Source organism: Sphingomonas sp. CFBP 13714, assembly GCF_014842205.1.
GTDB lineage: Bacteria > Pseudomonadota > Alphaproteobacteria > Sphingomonadales > Sphingomonadaceae > Sphingomonas > Sphingomonas aerolata.
Genome location: NZ_JACYVG010000005.1, coordinates 1 through 14799 on the forward strand (window position 1 = coordinate 1; position 14799 = coordinate 14799).

General features: G+C 65.6%; 11 protein-coding genes. 6 read left to right on the top strand and 5 right to left on the bottom strand.

What is annotated here, in order from left to right; all coding sequences use genetic code 11:
- Nucleotides 1-122: 122 nt before the first annotated feature.
- Together IFT54_RS12200 and IFT54_RS12205 are read right to left on the bottom strand one after the other, a co-directional pair.
- Nucleotides 123-1085, bottom strand: coding sequence for a recombinase family protein (locus IFT54_RS12200; RefSeq protein WP_192070833.1), 963 nt, complete (start codon nt 1083-1085; stop codon nt 123-125).
- Nucleotides 1085-1363 (bottom strand): recombinase family protein, encoded by a 279-nt coding sequence (locus IFT54_RS12205; RefSeq protein WP_192070834.1) that lies wholly within the window; start codon nt 1361-1363, stop codon nt 1085-1087. Before IFT54_RS12205 ends, IFT54_RS12200 begins: the two co-directional genes overlap by 1 nt.
- Nucleotides 1364-1787: 424 nt before the next feature.
- Here IFT54_RS12205 and IFT54_RS12210 point away from each other — a divergent pair, with 424 nt between their 5' ends.
- The 5 genes from IFT54_RS12210 to IFT54_RS12230 all read left to right on the top strand — a co-directional run bounded on the left by IFT54_RS12210 (nt 1788) and on the right by IFT54_RS12230 (nt 11038).
- Nucleotides 1788-2432, top strand: a complete 645-nt coding sequence (locus tag IFT54_RS12210; RefSeq protein WP_192070835.1) for a hypothetical protein — start codon at nt 1788-1790, stop codon at nt 2430-2432.
- Between the two features lie 112 nt (nt 2433-2544).
- Entirely contained in the window at nt 2545-3570 is a 1026-nt protein-coding gene (locus tag IFT54_RS12215; protein ID WP_192070836.1) for a DUF4238 domain-containing protein, read from the top strand.
- A gap of 186 nt (nt 3571-3756) precedes the next feature.
- The gene (locus IFT54_RS12220; RefSeq protein ID WP_192070837.1) at nt 3757-5082 is read left to right on the top strand and encodes a hypothetical protein; all 1326 of its coding nucleotides are present in this window, start codon (nt 3757-3759) and stop codon (nt 5080-5082) included.
- A gap of 142 nt (nt 5083-5224) precedes the next feature.
- Nucleotides 5225-8410, top strand: coding sequence for a tetratricopeptide repeat protein (locus tag IFT54_RS12225; RefSeq protein ID WP_192070838.1), 3186 nt, complete (start codon nt 5225-5227; stop codon nt 8408-8410).
- 783 nt (nt 8411-9193) lie between these two features.
- Nucleotides 9194-11038, top strand: coding sequence for a tetratricopeptide repeat protein (locus IFT54_RS12230; protein WP_192070839.1), 1845 nt, complete (start codon nt 9194-9196; stop codon nt 11036-11038).
- On the opposite strand, the gene IFT54_RS12235 is transcribed toward IFT54_RS12230, so the two are convergent.
- From IFT54_RS12235 to IFT54_RS12245, 3 genes are read right to left on the bottom strand one after another with little or no spacing between them, the layout of a single operon-like run.
- Nucleotides 11005-11751: a TfuA-like protein gene (locus IFT54_RS12235; RefSeq protein ID WP_192070840.1), complete on the bottom strand. Its 747-nt coding sequence runs from the start codon at nt 11749-11751 to the stop codon at nt 11005-11007. The genes IFT54_RS12230 and IFT54_RS12235 overlap by 34 nt on opposite strands.
- Nucleotides 11748-12818: a YcaO-like family protein gene (locus IFT54_RS12240; RefSeq protein ID WP_192070841.1), complete on the bottom strand. Its 1071-nt coding sequence runs from the start codon at nt 12816-12818 to the stop codon at nt 11748-11750. Before IFT54_RS12240 ends, IFT54_RS12235 begins: the two co-directional genes overlap by 4 nt.
- A gap of 37 nt (nt 12819-12855) precedes the next feature.
- Nucleotides 12856-13146 (bottom strand): hypothetical protein, encoded by a 291-nt coding sequence (locus IFT54_RS12245; RefSeq protein ID WP_192070842.1) that lies wholly within the window; start codon nt 13144-13146, stop codon nt 12856-12858.
- Nucleotides 13147-13386: 240 nt separating this feature from the next.
- On the opposite strand from IFT54_RS12245, the gene IFT54_RS12250 reads away from it, so the two are divergent.
- Nucleotides 13387-14784, top strand: coding sequence for a Dyp-type peroxidase (locus IFT54_RS12250; RefSeq protein WP_192070843.1), 1398 nt, complete (start codon nt 13387-13389; stop codon nt 14782-14784).
- Nucleotides 14785-14799: the final 15 nt, after the last annotated feature.

The following is a 14799-nucleotide window of genomic DNA, read 5'->3' on the forward strand; positions in this document are numbered from 1 at the left end:
TTTCTGGCACGGCGCATAGCTCGAGTATTGACGCTAACTCGCCGCGCAGATCGATCGCAAGCACGCCGTTTTCCGGTTTTGACACCACTGTGTCGATCAGCGAACGGATGCGCTCGATCGCGCTACGGCTGAATGTCGGTCGCGCTTGCCTCCAGTCGCGCCGTCTCCTTCGCATACTCCTCGATGAATACCGCGAGCACCTCGTCACGCACCATCTCGTTCGCGAGACCGGATAGGATGCGGGCGTCGAGATCGTCCTGGCGGATGGTCAGGCGGTTCCCACAAAAGGCTGGGCCTTTCTTTGATGCCCCCTGACAGCCGAACCGCGTGCGACCAGATTTGGCATAGCTCGAACCGCATTCGCCGCAGGTCATCTTGCCGGATGTCAGATATTTCGGGCGCTGCTGTGCGAAGAAGGGCAGGGCAGGGACGGCGTCCCGGGCCTTCATCGGGCCACGCCGCAGCGACTGTTGGCGGTCCTTGACGCTCTGCCATAACGTGTCGCTGACGATGCGTAGGCCTGGTGCTGCGACTGTGGTAGCCTGCTGCTCTTCTGCATTCAGGAATGCATGTCGTTTACCGGTATCGGGATTCTTGCGGTACGTCTGGCGGGCGTAAGCGCGTCTACCGACATAAAGTTGGTTGTTGAGAATGCCAGTACCACGCTCGGCGTTGCCGGTCAGCGTGTTGGGCGTCCATGCAGGTGGACTGCTCGAAGTTGCCCGATCACGTCGACCGCTGCGCGGGGGCGGTACGCCTTCCTCGTCAAGGCGGCGGACTATGCTGCCGGGCGATATGCCAGCAGCATAGTTCTCGAAGATCCGTACGACGATAGCGGCTTGCGCCGGCACGATCTGCTGCAGACCCCTGGTACGTTCGCCGTTCAGGTCGTAGGCGATGCGTTTCTCATAGCCATATGCCGTGCCGCCGGGATTCTTTCCCATTGCGTGCCGCTTGATTAGAGCATCGCGAGTTTTCTCGCTGGTCGCGGCAATCTGTTCGGCGTTGATCGTTCCCATCATGCCGATTTGCAGCGCCCCGACCTCACCTTCCTTACATGTGACAAGGAGGATGCCGCGGAACATCAGTCTTTCGTACAGCGAAGCATGTCCGCCTGGCTTCGCGACACCCGGTCCATCGCATCTGCGAACACTACGTCAACGCCCCCGGTTCCTACCGCGGCAAGTAACGCCTGTAGCCCGGCCCGGTGGATTGTTGCGCCGGACTGCGAACCATCGGTGTAGCAGCCGACCTCGGTCCATTTTCGCTGTGCGAGTTCGCGACGGCACATCGTCAACTGCGTGTCGATCGATAGCGGATCTTGGAGATCCGTTGAATAGCGTGCATACAGCAGTACGCGCATCAGCTTTCCTCAACCTCGTTTCGCTGAACGTTCCCGTCTACATTATAGCCTTCTGCTGTCCTGTTCAGAGCAGCTCGTCTTCGGAACTCGGTTCGTGCAAGATCGCGCGCCAGCAGCGTTGACAGCTCGATGGCCAAGCTGCTGGAGCAGCGAAGTGGGGGCGTCGGTCGCACTTCACCTACATAGCCGCCAGCAAGATTGGCCTTCCCGTCCTACCCCCCTAGAGAAGAATCTGCCGCTAACCCGTCGCGGAGATTAGTGAAAACTGGTGGCAAGCGGCCTGTCCGCTTTCGGGCGCTGATGGTCAGAAGCCGACGTTCGTTCAGCTGCTTCGTAATGGCAGGTATGCGCCCTTCCCGGACTGATGCGGTCCGAGCGCCCAACAGCCGGAATTGGAAGCTTTCCTGCCGTTGCTTGCGAGAGGGTGGCTGAAATCCGTTCCGCGGCGTCGAAGCTGACCTTTCCGGCGCTGATGGAGCAGGTGAACCGCGGCTTGACCGAGCCAATGGCGTTCGACGCGGAATTTCGATCGCTGCAGAACGTCTGCAATTGCCTCGAGCATCACGGTGGGCGTGTCGGCACGAAGGATGTCGATCCGGTGACCGGCATCCACACCCTCAGCTTCCCCCGCCTGCAGACCTTCTACAAGCGCGGCGACGAGGAGGTCGAACTGCTGCCGGGCGAGACCATCGACACCCACGCGCCCGACAATCCGTTTGGGAAGGAAGAAGTCACTGTCTATCTGCGCACGGATTACGCGCACACGAGATTATGCGTTAGACGAACCGGTCGTCATCGGCGCTATCGACTTCTTCGAAATCGCGATGGCGTGCCACCTGTTCGCCGCCGACTTAGCCTCGAAGCTACCGAGCTCGAATGCGCGCGATGCCGCAACCAGCGAGCCGATCCCGGCCGGCTGATCATTCATCGTGTGGCTGTGCATGGCGTGGGCCGAAATAGCGCTTCTAGAGTCCCGCCCCGCCCCTGGGTTTTGGTGACAGCCAGCGCCAGAGCAGCAACGGATAGCTGCGCGGCTTCAGGTCACGAGGTTCTGCTCGTATCGCTTTAAGAGCAATGACGCGCTATTTCGAGATCCGGGCATCGGAGTCGGCGACGCTTGGAGCGCTTCATCTAAAGCGTGGCATTGGCGAACCCCGCGCCGATCCGGCACTATGTAAATCATGTCTCCCGCTGCCGCCCCACGCCCGACCGCCGAACGCAAGCGCCACCATTTCGTATCGGTGACCTATCTCAGAAGCTGGGCTGATGCCGGCGGCAAGCTCCACGCTTATCGCTGCGACCGTCCAACCTCCCCGCTCCACGTCCGGCCAGAGGAAATCGGCTTCGAGAATTACTATTACAGCCAGACCCGCGAAGACGGCTCGCGCGACAACGATAGCTTCGAGAATCTGTTCGGCAACGTTGAGACGCGGTGGCCGCGCGTGCTGGACGCGGTGAACGCCGGATCGCTCGGCCCGGCCGTCCTCCTCGCGCTCTATTCGATGGTCACGATGATGCGCACGCGGGTGCCCGCAGCGCGCGATTATCATGAAGCGCTGATGGCGTTGGAGACCCGGACCAGCCTCAAGGCCTTGGCCGACATGGGCAAGCTGCCGGCGAAGCTGAAGCGATACGAGGATGAGCTCGACACGGTTGAGGTCACCGTCAATCGCCAGCGAACGCTGGGCACGATGGGCGAGGACATGCGCCGGTTCGGCGACATGACGCGGCGGCTCGGCTTCGAGATACTGCGCGACGATACGGGGATCGGCTTCCTCACCTCCGACAATCCGGTTGCCTATTTCGATCCCGCCGATGCCGGCATTCGCCGACCCTACATAGAGAATACGAAGGTCGAGTTCTACTTCCTGCTGTCGCCGCAATATGTGCTGCACGGCGGGAACCGGCTGCTGCGCCATGGGCCGATTCCGCGCTTTGGCGGTATCGCGGACCCTAAGAAGGTTCTCGCGATCAACCGGATCACGTCCCGTTTCGCCTATCGTCTGGCCTTTGCCCGCGACCGTTCGAACGATGATCTCATCCAGCGCCACGCCGACACATCGCCAGTGCTCGACGCACGTGTCGTACGTCGGCCCGGCAAGATCGATTATCACATCGGTCACAAGTTCGCCGGCCGTCCGGTGCTGCCCAAGTTCAGGCCTGAAGCGTGCGAGGACGGCCTCTACGATGAGGATTTCGGACTATAGCACCATACCGTGCTCTCGCCCCCCGGCATCGGATCGCAAGAATCCCATTTCGCTGACGCGGCGTGCCGGCGGTGTTGCGCTGGCTACTCACTTTCAATCCCGTTGCCGGGTGGGTGGACGGACGGTTCCGTGGCATGATCGGCGCCGGCCAGCGGCCGGAGGCGTCATTTTGACTAGGGAAGCTTTGTGCGGTTCCGCAAATCCGAAGGCCTGACCGAATCCGAAGCGATCCTCGCGGGCCTGTGCGAGCGTTCGTTCCTGGCGCTGTACACCTATCCCAATCTGTTCAAGCAGCCGGGCAAGGAGCTGGTCGACCTCATGGTCGTATTCCGCTCTGATATCCTGCTCTTCTCCGACAAGAGCTGCGCCTATCCCGACACCGGCGATCCCTTGCTCGATTGGCGGCGCTGGTTTGCGCGCGCGATCGGCAAGTCCGCCCATCAGGTCCGTCAGGCCGAGCGCTGGCTGCGATCTCAACCGGGCATGATCTTCCTCGACCCGGCAGCATCGGCGCCGCTACCAATCGGGCTCCCGCCGCCGGCTTCGGTGAAGGTTCACCGCATCTGCGTTGCGACCGGCGCTGCGGACCGGTGCCGCCGGGAGACCGGCCAGCCGATGCTTGGGATCGACCTCACCGTCACCGATGCCGAAGCGCCGCTGCGCGTCGGCACCGTCAGCGAGGCCGGCGGGTTCCTGCAAGTGTTCGACGCCGAGGTGCTCGAACTCGTGCTCACCGAGCTCGATACGATCAGCGATTTCGTCGCCTATCTGGATGCCAAGGCCGCGCTCGCCGCGGGTGGCCAGTTCAAGGGCGCCCCTACCGAAGCCGATCTCCTCGCGTATTACCTCCATCATGGTCGAACATTCCCGGCGGCGACGGGAGACTTCGTGCTCCAGCACAATCTATGGCGTCAGGTCGCGGCCCAGCCGGCCTTCATCGAGGGCCGCCGCCTTAACCGTGAGCACCGAACCTGGGACCGGCTGATCGAATATATCACCCGCCAGTTTCTCGCCGGACAGCTCGAATTCGGCAACGAGCTGACGATGGACGATTATGAAAGGGTCGTCCGGATCATGGCCGGTGAGAGCCGGTTCTACCGGCAGATCCTATCGCAGTCGATCGAGGAGCGCGCTGCGCGCGACGCTGGAGAATGGATCGGCTCGCTGCTGCCGTCCGAGCATCCCGACATCCAATACGTCTTGCTGATCGGTCCTGGCGCATCGCGCGACGACTATGCGGAGTATCGCGCCCACCGTTCCCGCGAACTGGTGCTCAGGTGCCATGCCGCCAAGTCCGCTCGCCCGGCCGCGCGCTACATTGTCGGAATCGGCGTCGATGCGGCCGCACAGCGTGGCAGCTCCGAAGACCTCGTCTATCTCGACACGGCGGGCTGGACCGAGGACGATATGGCGCGTGCCAATGCGATCCGCGGCGATCTCGGCTATTTCGTCGAGGGCAGCATGGTCGTGCAGCCGCGCAACGTAGAGGAATATCCAGGCGCCGGACGTTGAATGCTCGGAGCTGATAATCACGCCGACAAGGGGCGCGGACGATTGGACGCGGCCGCCCCGGCTACCTATCTCTTCTGTGATGGCAGACGGCGCACCCGAGCAAGATGAAGCGACGAAGCACGGCATTCTCCCGTCGCAATTCATGCGCCGGCTGCGGCCCGAATATTATTCGGACACGCGAGATCGCACCGATTACCAGCTCGACGCGTCGCTGCTCGGGTATCATCTCGAGACGCTGACCAGCCGCAACGAGACTCACGCCTTCGAGATCTTCTGCCGCAAGCTGTGCGAACGCACCATTTGCCCCAATCTGCGGCCCCAGACCGGGCCTGATGGCGGCGGCGACAGCAAGGCCGACACCGAAACTACGCCCGTCGCCGACGAGATCAGCGACCTCTACTATGAGGGCGAGGCCAATTCGGGCCGAGAGTGCTGGGCGTTCGCCTTCAGCGCCAAGCAGCGCTGGAAGCAGAAGATCATCGACGATGTCCAGGGGCTGATCGACACCGGTCGGCGCTATGATCGCATCATCTGCGTGACCAGCCGGTTCGCCAAAGCCATGGACCGCGCCAAGCTTGAAACCGAGCTGAGCGCGAAGGCCGGCCTCCCGGTCACCATCCACGACCGGTCCTGGATCGTCGCGGAGGTGATCGAACATGGCCGAAAGGACATCGCCTACAATCATCTCGGCATCGGCACCGAGGTCAGCGATGCCAGCCGCCTCGGCCCAACCGACTATTCGCGCGTCCAGCAGCTCGAAGCGGTCGAAGCCGAGCTAAGCGATCCGGACGGCTATCGCGGCCTCGAGCAGCACCGTGTCCTCGATGCGCTGCTCGCCGCCAAGCTCGCCCGCGGCATCGAAAAGCCGCGTGTCGACATCGATGGCCGCTTCGCCCGCGCGATCCGGCTCGCCGACCGGCACGGCACCCTCCACCAGCGTATCGAGGCGCGCTATGAGCAGCTCTGGACCGCCTATTGGTGGTTCGACGATTTCGCCTTACTCGATTCCGAATATGGAGCGATCGAGCAATTGGCCGACGATGCCGGCCACGCGCGCACGCTCGGCTTCCTCGTAAATCTCGGCCAGCTCCTCTTCAACGCGGTGATGCACGATCATCTCGATCGCTCCGCGTGCCAGCTCGATCGGCGCATCGCCGCCATCGTCGCGCTGCTGCAGCCGATGGCAGCCGGCGGCGAGCGGCCCAACAACCAGCTCGAAGCCGAGGCTGCCCTCTGCCACATCGGGATGAACGAGGCCGCGCTCGCCGGCGATGGCGAGGCGTTGTCCGAGGTCTGGCAGCGCTTCGCCGCGATCCTCGACCGGGCCGAAGGCCTCGGCGAGTTCGATGCGACACGCGTCATCAAGCTCATCACCGTCGCTGAGCGGGTCGCCGGAGATGACCCCGCTTATGCTTTGCTGGTCGACAAGCTGGCCGATTTCGTCGCGGTCCGTACCGGCGAAGCGCAAGGCGCGCTGATCCTACTGCGTCGCGCGGAGAAGCTGGGTCTCGGCCGTCATTTCGAGATGATCCGGTTGCTATCCAAGGCGGCGATGCGGCTCACGAAGAAGGAGCATTCCGCCGACCTGACCGACGCGCTCTGCCTCCTCACCGTCGCCTATCGCAGCGCCGGCTTGCTGTGGGCGGCGAGAGCGACCTGCATATTCGCGCTCTCGGCCTTCATCATCGATGCGGAGGAAGGCGGCCGGCTGCGGCTACGCTTTGCGGTGGTCGCGAAAATCTGGGCGACATTGTCGCTCAACCTCGACCATTTTGCCGACTTCGTAGTCGCTATGGGGCTCGTCCGAGGCGCGACCGAGGCGCTGCCGTTTAGCGACAAGGACCGCGCGAAGTTCAGGCGCGATGCGCAAGATTTCGAGATCATCGCGGCAAGCCAGATCGTCAACCTGCCCGACGCCGAGCTCGCCCGGCTCTCCGACTGGCCCGACATCTTCGACCAGGCCCAGCTGATCATGCCGCGCACCGCCCTACTTTACGCGCTCGGCTACGCGAATGTGCTGCGCGCCGATCAGAGCATCCCGCCGACCGAAACCGAAAAGGGCGTCAAGGAGATGTTCTCGTCGCTCGCCAGCCAGCCGGCCGGCACCCAAGGGGCGGCAACCGGACCGATCCTCTATGCGCCGAATGTTCCCCAGACCATCTCGACCACCCTGATTGGGATGCAGGTCGAGATCCGATCCTCCGGCAGCGACCATGCGATCCTTGCCGCCGAGGCCGTCGCCGGAAGTCTGGAGGCCTTCTTCGCCACTACCATCGAGCATCACGTGATGCCGCATACCGAGCGATTTGCGATCGACGTCGTCGAAAATGCCGCGATCGAACGGCCAAGCTTCTCGGTCGATCGCGATACGATGCGCGCGAGGCTCGCTTGGCCGGCAGACCTGCCGCCCACCCGATACGGGGAGCAAGCGATCATTCGCGACTTGTGGGTCGATATCGCCGCCGAGCTGCTCGCCGCAACCTGTTTCGTCCCCGATTCCGAGCGCGTCTTGACCGCGCTGGTCAGCGACGAACGCGTCATCGGCCGCATGGCGCTCGTGACAACCGCTGCCAACAGCTACCACCGGATGAACGGCCGCTACATCACCCGGCCGAGCGACCTCAGCGACGCGGCGCCCGCATCCTATCCACCGCGCGCCCCGCGGCCGGTCATCGAAAAGATCGATCTCGTCACCATGGCGGCTGCCCGATCGGGGCGGTCGGCCGATGAACACTGTGTCGGCGAACCGGCAGCGGAAAGCCACCGCAAGCTTGGCGTCCGGTCGATCACCGAAGTGCATTTGTGGGACCAGGCGGCGTGGCGCGGCGCCGGTTTCGATCAGAACGGACCTGGCTATCCGCCGCTCTTCGCGTTGATCTTCGAGAATGAGGCGGCCGCAACCAAGATTTTCGAACGGTGGCGCGATGATGTCGGGATCTACGACGAGCAGGACCGGATCCGCCTGTCGCTGATCTGTCGCCTGCCCGACCGTGATCCAAGCCATTATTCGATTCAACTCAGCGCCAACGCACTACCGGGCGAGCTCGAGAGCGGGCAGATGATCGGCTTCACGGTCCGGTCGTTGATCGTGCAAGCCACGAGCGATGAGAATTTGGAGAACTTTTTCGGCAGCTACCGCCACTATCACGCTTATTATCTGATCCCGGCGATCTGGCACGAGGGCATGGCGGAGCCGAACTTCCTTACCAACATGCCGATCCTCAAGCGGCAGCTCAATATCGTCGACGCTGCCGACGTGACCGATCAGCAGATCGAATGGATTGCGGTGAAGCAGTCGCTCGAGCCTGACGAGGGGCGAGGCGGCTAAGGTTTGCCGGACATGATGCTTGTGGGGGATGGCGCCTGCCCCGGCGGGCACGGCTCGGGCACCGATCTCAAGCTATCTGCGGCACAAGCTGATGGATTAGACCGGAGCGCTGCAGCTTTCGGTTCCTCACCTGCTCCGGATACTGAACAACCTGGCGTCGAACGGCTTCTCTGGGCGCCAAGCGGACGTTGCGTTGGTTGCCTCGAACGTCCGGGAAGGGCGCAGAGTAGCCACGAGTGCTGAGTGAATAAGTGTCCGGTTCTGGGATGCAGCGATGTCGCCCTGGACGGCCGAGAGTGGGTCTTCGCGATGGATGCCTCTAGCAGGCGAGGGCCGCGTGCTCGTCTTCTGCCGCGTTTGTGAAACGAAGCGTCACCGGCAGCGTCTTCGGAAGAGGCACGCCCAGGTGGCTGGCCCTCCATCTAAGGCTGACCGCGTCGGCTTCGACCAGATCTCCAGCGGGGCAATCGTCCGAGTGGCTGGGTTTCGTCGGATCCCGGTGGAGGATCCGTTATGGGGGCTGCTCGAACTGGCGTGCGGAGCGGCTGGAACTACTCGACCCGCTTCGAACCGGGCGGCAGCGGGGCAGCATCGGCTCCGCGACGTGGTAAGTTCACGCTGCTGCTTTTACGCGGTCGGTCGTGACTTGCAGTCGGTGACGAATTGCAGAACAAGGTGTCCACGAGTCCCTCCGCCGGGCGAGAGGACCCCAGCGTCCATACCCGTTTGTAACTGGAAGGACGGAGCGATGAACGGGTCGGAACAGACGAGCGCCAGGCGACGATGAACGGTCGCGCTCCACTCAGGCTGACGGTGTTCGGCATGCCGGCACTGCACGACCCGACCGGCAGTCGCATACTTCTGGGCGTGCGGGCTACCGCTCTCCTGACCGTGCTCGCGCTGGAGCCCACCAGCATGGGTCGAGCTGGCCTTGCGCACCTGCTGTGGCCCGATCGGCATCCTGAGCAGGCGAGGGCGAGCCTCCGTCAATGCCTGCTGGAACTGCGCCACGCAGTGGAGCGGCGCGGAACGGAGTTCCCGATCGCTGCGGAGGCAGGTCGCCTCGCGTTGCGGCCGGACCGAGTGACGAGCGATCTCGCCGACATCGAGGCAGCGGCCGCCACAGGCGACCGGGCGGCGCTCGCACGGGCGCTCAGCAACGCCACGCCGCGGGCGCTGGTCGCGGAACTCGAGCCTTCCGTCCCCTTCGTGGAGTGGGTCGCCACGGTGCGAATCCGCGTCGGGACGGAGCTGCGGCGCGCGACGACCGCGCTTCTGGCCCGCGGCGAGGACGCGGCGGACGAGGGGGATTGGGCATCGTCCGCGGAACTGGCGCGCGCCTGGCTCGCCCATGATCCCACCTGTCCGCTGGCCGCAGCCGTCCTCCGCGGACGCATAGCGATGTCCGATGCACCGGAAGCGCGCACGCCCCTGCCGCCGCTCGCGCTTCCCGCGGATGCGCCGCCCGCACTCTACGTCGAGCGATTCGGCCACGGGGGCGCCGCGGAGGACGCCGCCCTGGCTCAGGCCATCCGGGAGGAGGTCGTGTCGGCGCTGTCGCGGTTCCGGGAGGTCCGGGTGGTCGTGCTCGCCGACGACGCACGAGCGGACGCGCATGGCGGGTCCGACACCGCCTACCTTCTGAGCGTCACGCTGCGACCGGTCTCGGACGGAACGGTCGTCACCGCCCGCCTGGCCGCGATGTCCGGGGGTCAGGTGCTGTGGGCATCGCGCTTTCCCCTGGTCGCCGACCGGATCGATGCCGCGATCGACGAGATCGTCGAGAGGATGGCGGCGGCGGTGGCTCCTACCGTCGAGAACCACATCGCGGCATATGTCGGCAATCGGCCGACCGGCACGCTGTATTCGCGCTACCTGTCCGGCCGCGTGCGTTCCATGCGCCCACCGGACCATGCCGCCGCGCGGGCGGCGGCGGACGAGCTCGAACGGATCGTCGCGGAAGCGCCCGATTTTTCGTCGGCGAAGCTTGCGCTCGCGCGTCTCTACAACACGGACTTTGCCTGGACGCGGGCAATGAGCAGCGGCGACGAGGAGCGGGCGCGCGCCCTGCTGCTGGCGCGGTCGGCGGTCGCGGGCGATCGGGGGCACGCGCATGGGCACAGCCTCCTCGGGTGGTGCCATCTGAGGCAGCACGAATGGGGAGCGGCACGCCGCTGCTTCGACGAGGCGATTCGCCTCAACCCCTTTCATGCTGAGCGGCTTATGGAGGTGGCCTACGGCCTTATCCATCTAGGCGACCTCGACGCGGGCGAGACCTTGCTTCGACGCTGTCTGGCAATCAACCCGGTCTCGACCGACGGCTTCCACTTCGATATGGGCATGCTGGCCCTGATCCGCGGCGATCCTCTGCTCGCTACCGAGCATTTGTCGATGATCGTCGATCCCGACTGCTGGGGAGCGATTGCGACGGCTCTGGCCGCCGTTCAGGGGGGAGTGCGAGCCGAGGCGGCGATCGCGCGAGCGCGCTCGGCGGTCTCCGCGGTCTGGATGGGGGGGCTGCTGCCGAACCGATCGGCGCTGAGTGATTGGGTGGTGACGCGACATCCCTTCAGGCTGCCGCAGCATCTCGAGCGCTACGTCGATGGGCTCGAGCGGATCGGCGGATGAAGCTTGACCCCGCGCTGTCGCGCGAGGGCTTGGAAGAAGAATGTTCTCGGAGGCGGCGTGCGCGAGGTAGATCGCCACGGATCCAGGCATGCCTTCAGGCATGATTGGGCGTCCAGCGCCTTGATCGGGACGCGGCCGGAAGGAAGCCACCCCGCGAAGCGTTCGAAATCCGCCCCATCGACGGACCTGCGGCAATCACGGAGGATGGCGGTCCACGTGCGCTCCCGCCAGAAGCATCCGCGGGCATGCTCGCGGATGATGCGTGCTGCAGGCGCTGAAAGGATCGCCGCTCGAACGGAGGCGGCGAGGGTCGCGCGCATGTCAACCAGCGGTTCGGTCAGTGCGCGGTATTCCAGTTCGCCGGGGGCATGTAGCAGGGCGACTTCGTCGTCTGCGGTGATGCGACCGCTCCGGTAGGCGGTGAAGACCGCTCCGACCCCCTCCATGCCGAAATGGTGCAACTCGGCCGCCCGCAGCGCTCCCATGCTGGAGGAGCCGAGCACGCGGAACCCCCGGGCCATCAATTCGAGGATCTCCTTGTGCTGGACCGCGGCCTGCGCATCGAAGACGCCGTCTATCAGGGCGACGACGCGCGGCTGCCCGTCCGCGAGGGCCAGCATGTCGCCTGCGCTCGCTGGCGGCAGGCGGACGACGCTTTCCAGCGGCAGCCCCGCCACGCTCGGCCCTGCGAACACGATTGGCGGAAGGCTCATGCCGGGCGCCTGCGGCGGGCTTCGAAGCCGAGACCGGGCACGAAGACCTTGACCGAAATCGCCGAGGCCTGGGCCGGAGAGAGTTCCACGAAGCCGACCTGAGGATATCCCGCGCCGCCGAGCGCGCCGACTACGCCTTCGAGGTCGGCGAGGCGAGAGGTTCGAAGATCGAAGGGATGTCCTTGCCAGTCGGATCGCTGCGGCAGGGAGATCGGCTGCCTCAAGGTTCCAGCCTGCGCCCCGCTCAGCGGAATGGTGTCGCGCGATCCGGCGATCTGGCTGCAGCGCGTCTGGAGCGCCTCGAGGAGCGCCTTAAGAGCGGACTCCTCCGGGTCGAAGGCGGCCGCCGACCCCCAGACGTGCTCGTGCGGGCTGACGCGGGGGCCGTGGGTGGCGATCTCCGCCACGTGCACGGGCACCGCGATCAATGCCTGGACACGATAGAGGCGCCACCCGATCCCGAGCGCCGCCATGCGGGCGTCGATGGACCGCAGTACATCGGAATGCAGGGTGCGGGTGTCGATTTCCGATCCGCAGCGCGAGACGACCGAACCTGCGATCCATTCGGCGACGGCGTCTCGCTCGATCACCTCGAGGAGCGCCGAAAGGACCGCCGGCTCGCGTGCGAAGTGGGCCGCCTGGCCGTTGCTGTTCCGCGCCAATCCGGGGTGGGTCGCCGCCGCGCAGTCCAGCGAGACGCAGTCGCCGGGCACATGGAAGGCGGGATGGCAGCCGAGCGGTTCGACCGGCACCCATTCGACCGCGGCGGAAGGGTCCGGGGAGCCGCGGCGATAGGCGAAATCGTCCAGGGTCGGTGCGCGTAGGGCAGCCGGCAGCGAATCCCAGCTGCAGCAGATCGCGGATGATCCGGGCAGCCACTGCTCGGCATGGTGGGATTCGATGGCCTCCATGATAGCGCCGCGTCGCGCCTCCGCGTCGTCCAGACCCTTGCCCTGGTGGACCGTGAGCGCACGCGACCACGGCCGCACCGCCTGCCAGACGGGCACGCCGACGCAGTCGAGGCCCGTCAGCTGGGCCAGACGCGTCACCCCGGCCTCGATCATCACCCGGGCGAGACGTTCCTCCTCGGACGTGACGCTGCGCCTAGCTTTGATCCGGATCGGTGGACTGGTCGCTGCGGACGAGTCCGAGGGAGGCGTCTATCACGGCCGTGAACGTGCCCCCGGCTGCGACCCCCGCCTCGAAGCTCGCGGCCACCGCGTCGCAGGCTGCGATCTGCGATCCCGTCGCGTCCGTCCTCCGGAAGGCGACCATCGCGAGCGGCGTCCAGTAAGTGTCGTCGATCTTGATGATCAGGCGCGGCTCGGAGAGCGCCGGCGTCGCGCCCATCGGCAACTCGCCGTCCAGCGGCTTTACGAAGACATCGGCTTCCATCGTCATCCTCCTACCCGATGCGGCGGACAACTGGCCCGTCGCGCCGCCACCTTCCAGGTTGATCAGTCTTCTGTCGAGCCGCTGCGGACACGTCCGCCGTCAATAATGCGTCAAAGACGCGTCAGCGACTTGCTGACGCACGGTCCTGCGATGCTTGTGACCTGCAGCCGTTCCGAGTGCGGCATTCCGAGCCGGCGCCGCACGACTGCGGTCGTGACCGTGCGGTCTGAAGGAGATCAGATGAGCGTTCCCGAGAACCTGCTGCGGCAACCCCTGGTGTGGCGCCAGCCGGTGCTCGCCCCATTGCTCGCCGACCTGCAGGCCAACATCCTCAAGGGCCACGGTCGACCGCACGCCGAGCTGATGCTGCTGCGGTTCGATCCCGCGCGGCGCACGTCCATCCGTGCCGCGCTGGCCGCTCTCGAACTGACGTCGGCCACCCACCAGCTCGAAGATGCAGAGCGGCGACGCACGGACGCAAAGTTCGACGGAGGACCGGTGGTCCTGCTTTTCTTGACGGCGCGCGGCTACGACGCGCTCGGGGTGGCGTCAGCGCGAGTGCCAGGGGGCGCCGCCTTCACCGCCGGCATGGCTGCCCGGGAGGCGCTCGGGGACCCTTCTTCTCAAGATTGGGAGGACGGATATCGGGAAGGAGCGGACGCCATGCTCCTCGTGGCGGACGGCAGCCTGAAGGGGACCGCGGCCGCCGCCGCCAGCGCGATCGAGGCGCTGACGACCGCCGGAGCCCGGATCGCCGCACGCGAGACTGGCGCCGCCCTGTTCCGCGATGGAGCGGGCATCGAGCACTTCGGCTACGTGGACGGACGCAGCCAGCCGCTGATGCTGGACGACGAGGTGGTCCGCGAGCTGAACCAACAGGGCGAACCGTTCGTCTGGGATCCCCGCTTCGGTCCCCTCGACGTGGCTCTGGTGTCCGATCCCGGCGGAGCGGGGCCGAATAGCTACGGCTCGTTCCTCGTCTTCCGCAAGCTCGAGCAGGACGTGGCGGGCTTTAAGTCCGCGGAGGACGGGCTTGCGGACGCGCTGGACCTTATGGCGCCGGATGCGCGCGAACTCGCCGGCGCGCTCGTGGTCGGTCGATTCGAGGACGGCACGCCGGTGGTTGCCTCGAAGCGGGCGCTCGGCGCCGCGCACGTTGCGAACAACTTCGTCTACGACGGCGACCCGGGTGGCGCGCGCTGTCCCTTCCAGTCCCACATCCGCAAGACCAATCCGCGGGGAGGAACGGTGCCGCTGGGTGCGACGCTCGCCGACGAGCGGAGCCGTCTCATGCCGCGGCGCGGCATAACCTACGGCGCGAGGGCGCCGGACCTCGGCGACCGGCCTGCGAAGGGGGTGGGCCTGCTTTTCATGGCCTACAATCGCGACATCGAACGGCAGTTCGAATTTACGCAGGCGGCGTGGGCGAACGACGACGCCTTCCCGCGCTCGGGAACGGGGCGGGATCCGGTGATCGGCAGCGGTGCCGCCGGCCATCTCTGGCCCAAGTCCTGGGACCACCCGGAGGCGGGAACGCTCGCTTCCGACTTCAGCAGCCACGTGACCCTGCTCGGCGGCGAGTATTTCTTCGCGCCGTCGCTGAGCTTCGTCGGCGGGCTGGCGCTCCGCCCCGATTAACGCGCCACGGCGCAG